13 protein-coding genes are annotated in these 14612 nt (G+C 71.6%); 7 read left to right on the top strand and 6 right to left on the bottom strand.

The window, feature by feature from the left end; translation table 11 throughout:
• The first annotated feature begins 2 nt into the window (after positions 1-2).
• From ACGF5O_RS16130 to ACGF5O_RS16110, 5 genes are all read left to right on the top strand, one after another.
• Positions 3-1340 carry a sulfate adenylyltransferase subunit 1 gene (locus tag ACGF5O_RS16130; protein WP_393810502.1) on the top strand — a complete coding sequence of 446 codons (1338 nt, stop codon included), beginning with the start codon at positions 3-5 and terminating at the stop codon, positions 1338-1340.
• A gap of 231 nt (positions 1341-1571) precedes the next feature.
• Complete coding sequence (locus ACGF5O_RS16125; protein ID WP_393810501.1) at positions 1572-2681, top strand: aliphatic sulfonate ABC transporter substrate-binding protein; 1110 nt, start codon at positions 1572-1574, stop codon at positions 2679-2681.
• A 35-nt stretch (positions 2682-2716) separates the two neighbouring features.
• Complete coding sequence (locus ACGF5O_RS16120) at positions 2717-3502, top strand: ABC transporter ATP-binding protein (protein WP_393810500.1); 786 nt, start codon at positions 2717-2719, stop codon at positions 3500-3502.
• A complete protein-coding gene (locus tag ACGF5O_RS16115; RefSeq protein ID WP_393810499.1) occupies positions 3489-4367 on the top strand; it encodes an ABC transporter permease in 879 nt (292 codons plus the stop codon). The genes ACGF5O_RS16120 and ACGF5O_RS16115 overlap by 14 nt, the downstream gene beginning before the upstream one ends.
• Positions 4368-4372: 5 nt before the next feature.
• The gene (locus tag ACGF5O_RS16110) at positions 4373-5113 is read left to right on the top strand and encodes a sirohydrochlorin chelatase (protein WP_393810498.1); all 741 of its coding nucleotides are present in this window, start codon (positions 4373-4375) and stop codon (positions 5111-5113) included.
• Positions 5114-5354: 241 nt separating this feature from the next.
• Here ACGF5O_RS16110 and ACGF5O_RS16105 read toward each other — a convergent pair whose 3' ends face one another.
• On the bottom strand, positions 5355-6371 hold the full coding sequence (locus ACGF5O_RS16105) for a ketopantoate reductase family protein (RefSeq protein ID WP_393810497.1): 1017 nt from the start codon (positions 6369-6371) through the stop codon (positions 5355-5357).
• A 59-nt stretch (positions 6372-6430) separates the two neighbouring features.
• The gene (locus ACGF5O_RS16100) at positions 6431-6982 is read right to left on the bottom strand and encodes a DUF1697 domain-containing protein (RefSeq protein WP_393810496.1); all 552 of its coding nucleotides are present in this window, start codon (positions 6980-6982) and stop codon (positions 6431-6433) included.
• Positions 6983-7375: 393 nt separating this feature from the next.
• Between ACGF5O_RS16100 and ACGF5O_RS16095 the strand changes: the two genes are divergently transcribed.
• Positions 7376-9625 carry an MMPL family transporter gene (locus ACGF5O_RS16095; RefSeq protein WP_393810495.1) on the top strand — a complete coding sequence of 750 codons (2250 nt, stop codon included), beginning with the start codon at positions 7376-7378 and terminating at the stop codon, positions 9623-9625.
• An 87-nt stretch (positions 9626-9712) separates the two neighbouring features.
• Here ACGF5O_RS16095 and ACGF5O_RS16090 read toward each other — a convergent pair whose 3' ends face one another.
• Genes ACGF5O_RS16090 through ACGF5O_RS16080 form a run of 3 tightly spaced genes read right to left on the bottom strand, consistent with a single transcriptional unit; the run spans position 9713 to position 12740 of the window.
• The gene (locus tag ACGF5O_RS16090) at positions 9713-10990 is read right to left on the bottom strand and encodes an ABC transporter substrate-binding protein (protein WP_393810494.1); all 1278 of its coding nucleotides are present in this window, start codon (positions 10988-10990) and stop codon (positions 9713-9715) included.
• Complete coding sequence (locus tag ACGF5O_RS16085; RefSeq protein WP_393810493.1) at positions 10990-11823, bottom strand: carbohydrate ABC transporter permease; 834 nt, start codon at positions 11821-11823, stop codon at positions 10990-10992. The genes ACGF5O_RS16090 and ACGF5O_RS16085 overlap by 1 nt, the downstream gene beginning before the upstream one ends.
• Entirely contained in the window at positions 11820-12740 is a 921-nt protein-coding gene (locus ACGF5O_RS16080) for a carbohydrate ABC transporter permease (protein WP_393810492.1), read from the bottom strand. The genes ACGF5O_RS16085 and ACGF5O_RS16080 overlap by 4 nt, the downstream gene beginning before the upstream one ends.
• 191 nt (positions 12741-12931) lie before the next feature.
• Between ACGF5O_RS16080 and ACGF5O_RS16075 the strand changes: the two genes are divergently transcribed.
• Complete coding sequence (locus tag ACGF5O_RS16075; protein WP_393810491.1) at positions 12932-13795, top strand: phosphotransferase enzyme family protein; 864 nt, start codon at positions 12932-12934, stop codon at positions 13793-13795.
• A 91-nt stretch (positions 13796-13886) separates the two neighbouring features.
• On the opposite strand, the gene ACGF5O_RS16070 is transcribed toward ACGF5O_RS16075, so the two are convergent.
• Positions 13887-14606: a 3'-5' exonuclease gene (locus tag ACGF5O_RS16070; protein ID WP_393810490.1), complete on the bottom strand. Its 720-nt coding sequence runs from the start codon at positions 14604-14606 to the stop codon at positions 13887-13889.
• Between the last annotated feature and the right edge of the window lie 6 nt (positions 14607-14612).

Here is a 14612-nt window from a genome sequence, read left to right as displayed (position 1 = left end):
GCATGAGCACCAGCACCACGGAACTCGGCCTCGCCGAGACGACCCTGCTGCGGTTCGCGACCGCGGGCTCGGTCGACGACGGCAAGTCCACCCTGGTCGGACGGCTGCTGCACGACTCCAAGTCGGTCCTCACCGACCAGCTGGAGGCCGTCGAGCGCGCGTCCGCCTCGCGCGGCCAGGACACCCCCGACCTCGCCCTCCTCACCGACGGTCTGCGCGCCGAGCGCGAGCAGGGCATCACCATCGACGTGGCGTACCGCTACTTCGCCACCCCGAAGCGCCGGTTCATCCTCGCCGACACCCCGGGCCACGTGCAGTACACCCGCAACATGGTCACCGGCGCCTCCACCGCCGAGCTGACCGTGGTCCTGGTCGACGCCCGCAACGGCGTCGTCGAGCAGACCCGCCGGCACGCCGCGATCGCCGCGCTGCTGCGCGTCCCGCACGTCGTCCTCGCCGTCAACAAGATGGACCTGGTCGGCTACCGGGAGCCGGTCTTCGCGGCGATCGCCGAGGAGTTCACGGCGTACGCGACCGAGCTGGGCGTCCCCGAGGTCACCGCGATCCCGATCTCGGCGCTCGTCGGCGACAACGTCGTGGAGCCGTCCGCGAACATGGACTGGTACGGCGGCCCGACCGTCCTGGAGCACCTGGAGACCGTCCCGGTCAGCCACGACCTGGCGCACTGCCACGCCCGGCTGCCCGTGCAGTACGTGATCCGCCCGCAGACCGCCGAGCACCCCGACTACCGGGGCTACGCGGGCCAGATCGCGGCCGGCACCTTCCACGTCGGCGAGGCGGTCACGGTCCTGCCGTCCGGCCGTACCACGACGATCTCGGGCATCGACCTGCTGGGCAGCCCGGTCGACGCGGCGTGGACCACCCAGTCGGTGACCCTGCTGCTCACCGACGACATCGACGTCTCGCGCGGCGACCTGATCGTGCCGACGAAGGACGCCCCGGCGACCACCCAGGACGTCGAGGCGACCGTCTGCCACGTCGCCGACCAGCCGCTGACCGTCGGGCACCGGGTGCTGCTCAAGCACGGCACCCGCACGGTCAAGGCGGTCGTCAAGGACATCCCGTCCCGGCTCACACTCGACGACCTGTCCCTGCACCCGCACCCGGGACAGCTCGTCGCCAACGACATCGGCCGGGTGAAGATCCGTACCTCCGAGCCGCTGCCGGTCGACTCCTACGCCGACTCGCGCCGCACCGGCTCGTTCATCCTGATCGACCCCGCCGACGGCACCACGCTCACCGCGGGCATGGTCGGCGAGTCGTTCGCCTCCCCTGAGCCGGTCAAGGACGAGACCGAAGACGACGGCTGGGACTTCTGACATGACGATGACCGACGTCTACTCGACGTTCGCGAAGGAGGGCGGCCGCGTCGGCAGCGGCGCCCTCGGCAGCGGGCAGGGCGGGGTGGCGCGATGTGTGCGTTGACGTACGCGCACCGCTTGCGCGCCCTCACCCCCCACCCGCCGTCCCGGATGCGACGAAGACCTGCCGACCTCCCGGCCACGACCTGAGAGACCGTGACCGCCGGGCCAACGAGAGGAAAGCCTCCCGTGCCTGCCAACCGCTCCCAGCTCCTCCGTCGCGGCATAGCCGCGGTCGCCGCACTTCCCCTGCTCACGCTCGCCGCCTGCGGGTACGGTTCGGACTCCGACAAGAGCGAGACCACCAAGGTCGCCGCCGGGGCCAAGAAGATCGACGGGCTCGACACCGTCAAGATCGGCTACTTCGGCAACCTGACCCACGCGACCGCCCTGGTCGGCAACCAGAAGGGCTTCTTCCAGAAGGAGCTCGGCGCCACCAAGGCGAAGTACGCGATCTTCAACGCGGGCCCCTCCGAGATCGAGGCGCTGAACTCGGGCTCGATCGACATCGGCTGGATCGGCCCCTCCCCGGCGATCAACGGCTACACCAAGTCCAACGGCACCGACCTGAAGATCATCGGCGGTTCGGCGTCCGGCGGCGTGAAGCTGGTCGTCAACCCGAAGAAGATCAAGTCGCTGGCGGACGTCAAGGGCAAGAAGATCGCGACGCCTCAGCTGGGCAACACGCAGGACGTGGCGTTCCTCAACTGGATCGCCGACCAGGGCTGGAAGGTCGACGCGCAGAGCGGCAAGGGTGACGTCACGGTCGTCCGCACCGACAACAAGATCACCCCGGACGCCTTCAAGGCCGGTTCCATCGACGGCGCCTGGGTGCCGGAGCCGACCGCGTCCAAGCTGGTCGCCGAGGGCGGCAAGGTGCTGCTCGACGAGTCCACGCTGTGGCCCGACAAGAAGTTCGTGATCACGAACATCATCGTGTCGCAGAAGTTCCTCAAGGAGCACCCGAAGGTCGTCGAGGCGGTCCTCAAGGGCTCGGTCGAGACCAACAAGTGGATCAACGCCAACCCGGACGCGGCGAAGACGTCGGCCAACAAGCAGCTGGCGATCGACTCCGGCAAGGCGCTGCCCGACGACGTTCTCAACTCGGCCTGGTCGTCGATCAAGTTCACCGACGACCCGCTGGCCTCCACCCTCAACACCGAGGCCCAGCACGCCGTCAAGGCCGGTCTGCTCACCGACCCGCTGCTGAAGAACATCTACGACCTGACGATCCTCAACAGGGTGCTGAAGGCCGACGGCCAGAGCCCGGTCGACGCCGCCGGTCTCGGCAGCAGCTGACCCCGGTCCCGACGAGTTCCCAGGAGGTGACGACCATGGCCACGACCACGACACTCGCCAAGGCCGACGAGTCGGTCGAGTACGCGGCACGCCTTGAGCATGTCTCGAAGTCCTTCGCGACCCCGGGCGGGCAGCAGCTCGTCCTGGACGACATCACCCTCGATGTCGCGCCGGGTGAGTTCGTCACCCTCCTGGGGGCCTCGGGCTGCGGCAAGTCCACGCTGCTGAACCTGGTGGCGGGGCTCGACCGGCCCACCGCGGGCTCCATCGCGACGGACGGGCGGCCCGCCCTGATGTTCCAGGAGCACGCCCTCTTCCCGTGGCTGACCGCGGGCAAGAACATCGAACTCGCCCTGAAGCTCAGGGGGGTTCCCAAGAACGACCGCCGCGACAAGGCCGAGCAGCTGCTCGAACTGGTCCGGCTGAAGGGCGCGCACGGCAAGCGCGTCCACGAGCTGTCCGGCGGCATGCGCCAGCGGGCCGCGCTGGCCCGTTCGCTCGCCCAGGAGAGCAGACTCCTGCTGATGGACGAGCCGTTCTCGGCCCTGGACGCCATCACCCGCGACGTGCTGCACGACGAACTGACCCGGATCTGGGAGGAGACGGGCGTCTCCGTCCTGTTCGTCACGCACAACGTGCGGGAGGCGGTACGGCTCGCCCAGCGGGTGATCCTGCTGTCGTCCCGGCCGGGCCGGATAGCCCGCGAGTGGGAGGTCGGCATACCGCAGCCGCGCCGTATCGAGGACGCGCCGGTGGCCGAACTGTCCCTTCAGATCACCGATGTACTGCGTGGGGAGATCCGCCGTCATGGCCAGCACTGAGACGACGCCGGCCAAGGACGCCGGAAGCGTCGAGGCCGGCCTCGACGCCCTGGAGACGACGGCCACCAGCCGCCCGACCCTCCGCCAGACCTTCACCAGCAAGATCCTGCCGCCGATCATCGCGCTCGCCGTGGTCCTCGTGGTCTGGACGCTGCTGGTGCCGGTCGTCGACGACCCGTCCAAGCTGCCCTCGCCCGCGGCGGTCGGCGACGCGTTCAAGGACGCCTGGCTCAAGGGCGACCTGCTGGGCTACATCTGGACCAGCGTCAGCCGCGGCCTGCTCGGCTTCCTCTTCGCCCTCGTCATCGGCACCCCGCTGGGGCTGCTGGTGGCGCGGGTGAGGTTCGTGCGCGCGGCGATCGGCCCGATCCTGTCCGGCCTCCAGTCGCTGCCGTCGGTGGCGTGGGTGCCGCCGGCCGTGATCTGGCTGGGCCTGAACAACTCGATGATGTACGCCGTGATCCTGCTCGGCGCGGTCCCCTCCATCGCCAACGGCCTGGTGTCCGGCGTCGACCAGGTGCCGCCGCTGTTCCTGCGGGCCGGGCGCACCATGGGCGCGACCGGCGTCAAGGGCATCTGGCACGTCGTGCTGCCGGCCGCCATGCCCGGCTACGTGGCGGGGCTCAAGCAGGGCTGGGCGTTCTCCTGGCGTTCGCTGATGGCCGCGGAGATCATCGCGAGCTTCCCGGACCTCGGCGTGGGCCTCGGCCAGCTGCTGGAGAACGCGCGCACCGCCAGTGACATGGCGATGGTGTTCGAGGCCATCATCCTGATCCTGTTCGTCGGCATCGCGATCGACCTGCTGATCTTCAGTCCGCTGGAGCGGTGGGTGCTGCGCAGCCGCGGCCTGCTGGTGAAGAGCTGAGGTCCATGCGTACGAAGCCCGTTCTCCTCGTCATCGCCCACGGCAGCCGCGATCCGCGGCACGCGGCGACCGTCCATGCCCTGGTGCGCCGGGTGCGGTCGCTGCGGCCCGGGCTGCGCGTGGAGACGGGCTTCCTGGACTTCAACATCCCGTCCGTGCACGCGGTGCTGGAGTCCCTGGCGGCGGAGGGCGTCCGTGACGTCGTGGCCCTCCCCCTGCTGCTGACGCGCGCGTTCCACGCGAAGGCGGACATCCCGGCGGTGCTGCGGGACGCGCCGCCCCGGCTGCGGATCCGGCAGGCGGAGGTGCTTGGCCCCTCCCCGCTGCTCCTGTCGGCCCTGGAACGGCGGCTGTACGAGGCGGGGCTGACCGCCGCCGACAAGTCCTCGACCGGGGTCGTGCTGGCCTCGGCCGGGTCCTCCGACCCGGAGGCGATCGCGGTGATCGCGGACATCGCGCGGGAGTGGCGGCACACCGGCTGGTGCGCGGTGCGGCCCGCGTTCGCCTCCGCGTCCCTGCCCCGCACCGAGGACGCGGTGCGCGAACTCCGGGAGCTGGGCTGCGCCCGGGTCGCGGTGGCGCCGTACGTCCTGGCTCCCGGCTTCCTGCCGGACCGGATCGCGCGGGGCGCGGCGGAGGCGGACGTGCTGGCCGAGGTGCTCGGCCCGGCGCCGGAGGTGGCGCGGGTCCTGCTGGAGCGGTACGACGCGGCGCGCACCCCGGCCCTGGCGGCCGTGGGGGCCTGAGCGAGAGGCCTGGTGTTCGCGGTCCGGCGCTCCCCTGTCCGTCGGACCGCGAACAAGCCGGCCCGCGGGCGGGCACACCTACTTCTGCGTCGCGTCCGGCAAACGCGTCACACCAGGGGGCATCGGTTCGCGCGAACCGCCGCGCCGTCGTGGCTGATCGCGCAGTTCCCCGCGCCCCGAAAGGGGCGCGGGGAACTGCGCGAGCGACCCCCACGGCGCCGCACGTGACCGGATCCCCGTCTCAAGTGGTGGTGGAGGCGGCCTCACCGGCGAGCCGGGCGAGTTCCCCGACCGGCATCGAACCGGGTGCCCGGCGCTCGCGTGCGAAGGCGTTGGCGAGGTGCTGGAGGAGGTCGTTGAGCGGGGTGGGTACGCCGTGCAGGCGGCCCAGCAGGACGATCTCGCCGTTGAGGTAGTCCGCCTCGATGGTGCCGGTACCCCGGCTGAGCGACTGCCAGGAGGAGCCGCCGCCGCGCGGGGCGCCCGCCAGCGGGACCAGGTCCACCTTGTGGCCGCGCAGCGCCTTCTGCTCCTCGACGCTCGCGTAGGCGATCCCCGCGGCGTCGAGCACGGCCTCGCCCTCGGCGCGCACGCTGGCGAACAGCGTCGTGGCCTCGTCGTCGGCGATGGGCCCGGCGACCGCCTCCAGCGCGTTGCCGAGGTTGGAGAGCAGCTTGGCGTACTGCCAGCGCGCCACGTCGGGCACGACCGGCGCCTCGAAGTGGGACTTCTCCAGGTCGGCGGCGACCAGCCGGGCGGTCGCGTCGGTGCCGTGCGGGTGGCGGCCCAGGTGCAGCATGCCGGTGAGCGGGGCGCCGCCGGCGGAGACGGCGCCGGGTTCGACGAAGGTCGACGGCAGCCACACGCAGACCCCGTAGACGTGCCGGAAGGCGCGCAGGGCGAGCCGCTGGCCCTCCACGCCGTTCTGGGCGCAGAACAGGGGCAGCCGCTGCGCCGCCGTGCCACCGCCCGCGACCGGCGCCGGCCCCCAGGCCTGGAGGGCGGTCACGGTGTCCTGGGTCTTGACGGCGAGGACGAGCACGTCGTCCGCCCGCAGCTCGCCCAGTTCCGCGGGCCCGGTGACGGCCTGGAGCCGGTAGGTGTACTCGCCGTCCGGCACCGTCAGCCGCAGCCCGCCGTCCCGCAGCGCCGCGTGGTGCGCGCCCCGTGCCACCAGGACGACCTCGTGTCCGGCGCCGGCCAGCCGCCCGCCGATCGCACCGCCGACGGCCCCCGCTCCGATGATGATGTAGCGCATGGGAGGAGCCTCGCACAGCGGTGGCCCCCGTCCCGGGGCAGGGTCGCGGCGGCGGGCGGTCACGCTCCCGGGGCCGTCAGCTCCACCAGTTTGACCACCGTGTTCCAGTTCCGGGTGGTGGCGGTCAGCCCCTTGTGGATCCGGGGCCGGGACAGCGCTTCGGCGAGCTTGGAGCGGCCGAGGCCGTCCGGGGCGTACAGGTACAGGGCGCGGTCGCCGAGCCGGAACTCCTCGGGGAGGTGGGCGGCCGGGTCGATGTCGGTGTAGCGCTCGGCGGTGACCGGTGCGGAGAGGTATGTGACGTGCAGTTGCTTGGCCGCCAGGTCGGCGGCCGGGAACGGGCAGTCCGCCTCGACCGCCTTGAGGTAGGCGTGGTCGCGGACGAGCACGTCGACGGAGAAGCCGAACCGCTCCTCGATCGCCCCGGTCAGCTCGGCGGCCAGGGACTCGGCGTCCCCTCGGGCGGTGCTGAAGACGGCCTGTCCGCTCTGCAGGTAGGTCTGGACGGAGTCGTACCCGAGTCCGGTCAGGAGCGCGCGCAGTTCGGCCATCGGGAGCTTCTTGTTGCCGCCCACGTTGATCCCGCGGAGCAGCGCCGCATACGTCGTCATTCGAACACCTTAGAACGGCCGTCGTGCCCCGTGGGGGATGGCACGACGGCCGTGCCGGGCATGCCGGACTGCCCGAAACTCTGGCCGATCGGACCGGTCCGGATCAACTCCTACACGCACCTGTGACTTGTTCAACAAGGTTTCGTAATCACAAACGGGATCCGCGTCGTCGGAAGGGACGTCCCTGATCATCACCCCCGAGATGGGTGGATAGATGTAAGGGCCCGACATCCTCCCAGGCGACGAGAGACGGCCGCCGGACTTCACCGGGCAGCACGAGGAGTCGGTCTTATTCGGCCCATACCTTCGAATCGAACGAAGGAAGTCGGAAGAGACCGTGGCGGCCGGGGCCGTCACCGCACACGAGGGGGCATTCCCGTCATGGATCCCGTCATGGGGAACGGAGAGGCGCGGGTGCGGGGGCTGGCCGCCCGGGCCGGCGGCTGGAGCGCCCGGCACCGCTGGGCCGCCGTCGGCATCTGGGTGCTGTTCGTCGTCCTGGCCATGGGGCTCGGCTCGGCCGCAGGACGGGTCGACGTCGACGAGAGCGACCAGCTCAAGGGCGAGACCCACACCGCAGCGAAGATCATCGCCGACGCGGACATCAAGGAACCGGCCAGCGAGACGGTCCTGATCCAGTCCAGGAACCCGTCGCTCAAGGCCACGGACACCGCGTTCAAGGCCGCCGTCACGGATGTCGTGAGGGCCGTCGACGGCACCGGCAGGGTCACGGACGTCACCTCGCCGTACGTCACCGGGACGATCTCGAAGGACGGCCGCAGCGCGCTCGTCCAGTTCGACATGCGCGGCGACTCCGAGACCGCCGGCGACCGGGTGCAGCCGGTGCTGGACGCCGTGGCGGGGGTGCAGAAGGCGCACGGCACGCTGCGGATCGAGGAGATCGGCGGCGCCAGCATGAACAAGCAGTACGACGACGCCTTCGGCAAGGACTTCCAGCGGGCCGAGTACTCCGCCGTGCCGGTCGCCTTCGGCATCCTGCTGATCGCCTTCGGCGCGCTGGTGGCGGCCCTGCTGCCGGTAGGTCTGGCGATCACCGCGATCATGGCGACGATGGGCCTGATGGGCCTGGTCAGCCATCTGCAGCCGATGAGCGACACCGCCAACTCCGTGATGCTGCTGGTCGGCATGGCGGTCGGCGTCGACTACTGCCTCTTCTACCTGCGCCGGGAGCGCGAGGAGCGGGAGGCCGGACGGGGCGCGGACGCCGCGCTGCGGATCGCCGCCGCCACCAGCGGCCGGGCGATCATCGTCTCCGGTGTCACGGTGTGCGTGGCGATGGCGGGCATGCTCTTCACCGGCCTCGCCGAGTTCGAGGCGATGGGCCTGGCCTCCCTGATGGTCGTCGCGGTCGCCATGGTCGGCTCCGTGACGGTGCTGCCCGCGCTGCTCTCCCTGCTGGGCCACCGGGTGGAGAAGGGTCGTATACCGTTCCTGCGCCGCCGCAAGCGGGCCCACGGGCCGTCCGAGAGCCGCTTCTGGACGGCCGTGCTGCGGGGCGTGCTCGCCAGGCCGCTGGTCTCCGTGCTCGTCGCGGTGGGCGCGCTGCTCGCGGTCGCCGCTCCCGCCCTCGGCATGAAGACCTCACAGCTCACCCTGGACCAGGAGTTCGGGCACTCACTGCCCATCGTGGGGACCTACGACCGGCTCAACCAGGCCTTCCCCGGCGGCTCCGAACCCGCCGAGGTGGTCGTCAGGGCGAAGGACATCAACTCCCCCGAGGTCAGGCAGGCGCTGACCGACTTCAAGGAGCGGGCGATCAGCTCGGGCGCCTCGCGCGGCCCGGTCGACATCAAGCTGCACGACGCCCAGAACGTCGCCCTGGTCACCGTGCCGCTGGTCGGCGGCTCCGACCTCGACAAGGCCGGCAAGAGCCTGCAGAAGCTGCGCGACGAGGTACGGCCGGCCACACTCGGCAAGGTCGACGGGGTGCAGGCGCCGATCACCGGAAACGTCGCCGGCAACCAGGACTTCAACGACCAGCTGCTCGGCTCGGTCGTGCCGGTCTTCGCCTTCGTGGTCGTCTTCGCCTTCCTCCTGATGCTGCTCTCCTTCCGCTCGCTGACGGTCGCGGTCACCTCGATCGTGCTCAACCTGCTCTCGGTGGGCGCCGCCTACGGCATCCTCGTCGCCGTCTTCCAGCACGGCTGGGGCGCCTCGCTGGTGGGCGCGGAGGGCGTCGGCGCGATCGTGACCTGGCTGCCGCTGTTCCTCTTCGTGATCCTGTTCGGCCTGTCCATGGACTACCACGTGTTCGTGGTCTCCCGGATCCGCGAGGCCCGGCTGCGCGGCCGGTCCACGAGGGACGCGATCCAGCACGGCGTGGTCACCACGGCCGGGGTCGTCACCAGCGCCGCCGTCATCATGGTCGCCGTGTTCGCGATCTTCGGCACGCTGTCCATGCAGTCCATGAAGCAGATGGGCGTGGGCCTGGCGGCCGCGGTCCTCATCGACGCGACCGTCATCCGGGGCGTGCTGCTCCCGGCGGTGATGGCCCTGCTCGACGAGCGCAACTGGTACCTGCCTAGCTGGCTGCGGTGGCTGCCCGACCTGACGCACGACGAGTCGCCGGAGGCGGTGGCGCCGCCGGCCGGCCGGGACGAGCAGGACCGGCTTCCGGTCTGAGCCGTCCGGCAACAGGTGCGGCAACACCCTTCGACACAGGGTCCGTTGGTCTCCGGGGGAGCCAACGGGCCCTGTCCCGTGCGGGCCTCAGCGCTGGTAGCGGGCGAGCACCAGGTTGCCGTCCTTCTCCAGGCGGTGGCGGAGCTCGCCGAGGCCAATGGCGCCGCTGTAGTACTCCTGGAGGGCCGGGGTGGCCACCTTGTCCTTCCACTCGGGGTAGCCGCGAACCGTCTGGGCGGGGGCCGGGCTCAGGTACCCGGCCAGGGCGGTGCCGGTGGCCCAGCCGTACTTTGCGGTGTGCAGGGCGGGGTCCTGGAGGGCCTGAGTGCCGGTGGGCAGCATCCAGTCGCCGAGGGCGAGCCGGACCATGTTCTCCGGCCGCAGCAGGAAGTCGATGAACTCGGCGGCCTCTTTCTTGTGCGGGCTGTCCGCGGCGACGGACAGCGTCTGCGGGCTGACGCCCTGGGCGAGGCCGTCGGCGCCGGCCGGGGCGGGCAGCACCTCCCACTCGAAGCCCTTGGGTGCCTGCTGGACGATCTGCTGACGGTAGGAGAAGCCGAGCGGGACCATCGCGTACTTCCCGCCGAAGAAGCCCGGCAGGGTGTCCGAGCCGCCGCTGCCCAGGGTGGAGCCGGGTGCGCTGTGGTCGACGTCGACCTGGTCGTGGACCGTGCGCGGCACGACCTGGTCGGCGGCCCCGAACCGCACGGTCACCTTCCCGTCGGCGCCCCGGTGGAAGAGCCGCCCGCCCGCCGACAGCGACAGGTTGAGCGTGGCGGAGACGGGTTCCTTGAGCGGCCAGGCGACGCCGTACCTGCCGTCGCCGCTGAGCCGCTCGGTGATCTGCCGGAACTCGGTCCAGGTCCAGGGGTGTTCGGGGGTGGGTATGCGCACGCCGGCCTTCGCGAGCCAGGTCCTGTTGGCGATCAGCACCCGCGGCTCCTGGAGGAAGGGCACGCCGTAGATGCCCTTGCCGAAGGTGGCGGCCTGCCAACTCCGCTCCGGTATGTCGGACTTGAGGCGAGCCGACAGCAGGCCGGTCAGGTCGGCGAGGTAGCCGCCGTAGGCGAAGTCCGCGAGGTCGTCGGAGGCGTCGTGGATGACGTCCGGGGCCTCACCGCCCTCGAAGGAGGTGAGCAGCTGGTCGTGGACGCTGTCCCAACTGCCCTGGACGTACTCGACCTTGACGTCCTCGTGCGTGGCGTTCCACTCCTTCACCAGCTCCTTGTTGGCGGCGACCGACTCGTCCTGCCAGGCCAGGGACTGGAACCGGAGGGTGACCGGTCCGCCGGTCCGGGACCCGGAGGTGCAGCCCGCGAGCAGCAGGAGGAGTACGACGGCCGCCGTGCCGATCCTGGTGCGCATCAGCTCTTCACCGCCCCGGCGAGCATCCCGCCCGTGATCCGCCGCTGGACGAGCGCGAAGACGACCAGCGAGGGCAGGGTGGCGAGGAAGGCGGCCGCCGCCAGCGGGCCCAGGTCGGCCACGCCCTCCGCGCCGATGAAATGGGTGAGGACGACCGGCAGGGTCTGTTTCTCCGGTGTCTTCAGCAGCACCAGCGCGAAGAAGAACTCGTTCCACGCGGTGACGAAGGCGAACAGCCCGGTCGCCACGATCCCGGGCGCCAGCAGCGGCGCCGTCACCGACACCAGCGTCCGCAGCCGCCCGGCCCCGTCGACGGCCGCCGCCTCCTCCAGCTCGACGGGCACCGCCCGGACGTAGCCGACGAGCATCCACAGCGCGAACGGCAGCGCCCACACCACGTACACCAGGACCAGGCCGAACAGTGAGTCGATCAGCCGCAGGTTCTTCAGCACCAGGAACAGCGGGATGATCACCAGGACGAAGGGGAACGCCTGGCTGACCACCACCCACCCGGTGGCCGCCCGGGAGAGCGCGGTACGCCGCCGGGCCATGACGTACGCCGTCGGGGTGGCGAGGAGGACGGCGATCAGCGCGGCACCGAGCGCGGCGAGCAGGGAGTTGAGGCCGGCCCGCAGCAGGGGCTGTTCGTCGAAGGCCTGGCGGAAGTTGGCCAGGGTGGGGTGCCGGGGGATCCAGGTGGGGTGCAGACTGCCCAGCTCCTGCGGCGACTTGAAGGCGGTGGAGAGCAGCCACAGGAGCGGGAAGGCCAGGAAGACGAGATAGCCGAGCAGGGCCGCGTACTGGCCGGCGCGGGCTGCGGTACGGGTCCTCACGCGTCCTCGCCTCCCCGCAGCCGGCCCGTCAGGAAGACGGCGAGCAGCACCGCGATCACCGCGACCATCACACAGCCCATCGCCGCCGCGTACCCGAACTGGCCGTAGCGGAAGGCCTCTTCGTAGGCGAAGAGCATCGGCAGCCGGGTCTTGCCGCCGGGCCCGCCGTTGGTCAGGACGTAGACCAGGGCGAAGGAGTTGAAGTTCCAGATCAGGTTGAGCGCGGTGACGGCCAGCGCGATCGGTCTCAGGGCGGGCCAGGTGACGGTGCGGAAGCGGCGCCAGGCGCCCGCGCCGTCCACCGCCGCCGCCTCGTGCAGTTCGCGCGGGGTGTTCTGGAGCCCGGCGAGCAGGGCGACGGTGGTCTGCGGCATCCCGGCCCAGACGCCGACGACGATCACGGCGGGCAGGGCGGTGCCGAGGCCGCTGAGCCAGTCCCGGCCGTCGCCGAGGCCGAGGTCGTGCAGGGTCTCGTTGAGGACTCCGGCGTCCGGGTTGTAGACCAGCCGCCAGATGATGCCGACGACGACCTCGGGCATCGCCCACGGCACGATCGCCAGGGCACGGGCCAGCCAGCGCAGCCGTAACTCCTGGTTGAGGAGGAGGGCGAGGCCGAGAGCGAGCAGGAACTGGGGCACGGTCACCCCGACGGCCCAGACCAGGCCGATCCGGAACGACTCCCAGAAGAGCGTGTCGTGCAGCAGGTCCCGGAAGTTGAGGCCGCCGATCCACCGGGTCGCCGCGGTCCGGCCCGACTGGGCGTCGGTGAAGGCCAGCAGGATCCCGTAGAGCAGCGGGCCGACGCTCAGCACGAGGATCGGGATCAGGGCGGGCAGGACCAGGAACCAGGCACCGTGGCCGGTGACCCGTGCGGCGGCCGGCCGCCTCGTACTCGCCACGTCGGTAACCAATGCCACGTCATCCCCCTTTGCGCGGCCCGGTCGGGCCTGGACATGGTCGTGAAGGCGGGTTGTCCCGTCAAGGCACCGCGCACACCGTCCGACCTCGCCGGATGCGAGACTGACCGCCGGATGGCGAGAAGACGACGCCGTGTGCACCCGCACAGCGGCGGCTACCCGGGCATCGGCGAAGGACACGGAGGCGGGCGATGGACGAGGCAAGGGCGCGGGACGTACTGGCGGCGGCGGGGGTGCTGCCCGGCGCGGCGGCCGGCGCCTCGCTCCTGGCCCTGGGCGAGAACGCCGTGTTCGCGGCCGGTGACCTGGTGGTGAAGGTCGGCCGGGACGCCGAACTCCTGGACCGGGCCCGGCGGGAGCTGGACATCGCCGGGTGGCTGGCGGAGGCCGACGTGCCGGCCGTACGCGCGGCCGAGCCGAAGGCGCTGCTCGTCGACGGCCACCCGGTGACGGTGTGGCACCGGCTGCCGGATCCGGTGCGGCCGGCCGAGCCACGGGATCTGGCCGAACTGCTGCGGACCGTGCACGCACTGCCCGCTCCGCCCTTCGCGTTGCCGCCCCGCGAACTCCTCGGCGGTGTGGAGCGCTGGCTGCGGCTGGCCGGCGACGCGGTCGACCCCGCCGACGCGGCATACCTGCGGGAGCGCCGGGACGGCTTCGCGACGGCCGCGGCCGCGCTGACGCCCCACCTGACGCCGGGGCCGATCCACGGGGACGCGCTCCCCCGCAACGTGCACGTCGGCCCGGACGGCCCGGTCCTGGTCGACCTGGAGACCTTCTCCTCCGACCTGCGCGAGCACGACCTGGTGGTGATGGCCCTGTCCCGGGACCGCTACGGGATGCCGGCCGAGGCCTACGACTCGTTCACCGAGGCCTACGGCTGGGATGTACGCGAGTGGAAGGGGTGCGGCGTGCTCCGCGGCGCCCGGGAAACGGCGAGCTGCGCCTGGGTCGCCCAGCATGCGCCCAGCAACCCCAAGGCCCTGGCGGAATTCGAACGCCGGGTGGCATCCCTACGGGAGGGCGACGAATCGGTGCGCTGGTACCCCTTCTGACCGCGCTCACGCGCCCCGTAAGGGGCGCGGGGAACTGCGCGACCAGCCCCCACCGGCCCGCGCGGAACGAACCACCCGACCGGCCCGGCACTCAGACGGCGTCGACAAGCTCCCGCAGGGGCCACGCCCCGTCCACCACCGCGTCGGCCTCCCCCTTGCGCCGCAGGAACTGCTGGAAATCCGCCGCCCACTCCGCGTACCACTCCACCTGGCGCCGGTGCAGCTCCGCCGGCCCCAGCGCCGCGATCTTCGGATGGCGTTCGGCTATCGCACCGGCCAGGCGTGCCGCGGCGAGCGCGTCGGCCGAGGCGTTGTGGGCGGCGGCGAGGGTGATGCCGTACTCGGCGCAGACCGCTTCGAGGTTCCGCTTGCCGCGGCGGTAGCGGTCGACCCAGCGGTCGATGGTGTACGGGTCGACGACCGGCGCCGGGTCGAGGCCGCCGAGGCGGTCGGAGAGGGACGGGAGTCCGTGCCGGCGCAGCTCCGCCGAGAGCAGGGTGAGGTCGAAGGTCGCGTTGTAGGCGACGACCGGGACGCCGGTCTTCCAGTAGCCGGTGAGGACGTCCGCGAGGGCGTCGGCGACCTGGTCGGCCGGTCTGCCCTCGGCCGCCGCCCGCTCGTTGCTGATGCCGTGCACCGCCACCGCGTCGGCCGGGATCTCGACGCCCGGATCCGCCAGCCACTCGCGGCGGCCCAGTTCCTGCCCGGCCCTGACCTCGATCACGGCCCCCGTGACGATCCGTGCCTCGCGCGGATCCGTACCCGTCGTCTCCAGGTCGAAGCCGATCAGGAGCTCCTGGTGCCAGCCCATGGGCGG

The sequence above is a fragment of the Streptomyces sp. NPDC048291 genome (genome assembly GCF_043201715.1).
In the GTDB taxonomy this organism is placed as follows: Bacteria; Actinomycetota; Actinomycetes; order Streptomycetales; family Streptomycetaceae; genus Streptomyces.
This window is presented reverse-complemented; position numbering and strand designations above follow the sequence as displayed.

Coding starts and splice junctions, on each gene's coding strand:
- ACGF5O_RS16075 (WP_393810491.1), top strand. CDS start 12,932: ATGGACGAGGCAAGGGCGCGGGACGTACTGGCGGCGGCGGGGGTGCTG.
- ACGF5O_RS16120 (WP_393810500.1), top strand. CDS start 2,717: ATGGCCACGACCACGACACTCGCCAAGGCCGACGAGTCGGTCGAGTAC.
- ACGF5O_RS16095 (WP_393810495.1), top strand. CDS start 7,376: ATGGGGAACGGAGAGGCGCGGGTGCGGGGGCTGGCCGCCCGGGCCGGC.
- ACGF5O_RS16130 (WP_393810502.1), top strand. CDS start 3: ATGAGCACCAGCACCACGGAACTCGGCCTCGCCGAGACGACCCTGCTG.
- ACGF5O_RS16100 (WP_393810496.1), bottom strand. CDS start 6,982: ATGACGACGTATGCGGCGCTGCTCCGCGGGATCAACGTGGGCGGCAAC.
- ACGF5O_RS16105 (WP_393810497.1), bottom strand. CDS start 6,371: ATGCGCTACATCATCATCGGAGCGGGGGCCGTCGGCGGTGCGATCGGC.
- ACGF5O_RS16110 (WP_393810498.1), top strand. CDS start 4,373: ATGCGTACGAAGCCCGTTCTCCTCGTCATCGCCCACGGCAGCCGCGAT.
- ACGF5O_RS16115 (WP_393810499.1), top strand. CDS start 3,489: ATGGCCAGCACTGAGACGACGCCGGCCAAGGACGCCGGAAGCGTCGAG.
- ACGF5O_RS16070 (WP_393810490.1), bottom strand. CDS start 14,606: ATGGGCTGGCACCAGGAGCTCCTGATCGGCTTCGACCTGGAGACGACG.
- ACGF5O_RS16090 (WP_393810494.1), bottom strand. CDS start 10,990: ATGCGCACCAGGATCGGCACGGCGGCCGTCGTACTCCTCCTGCTGCTC.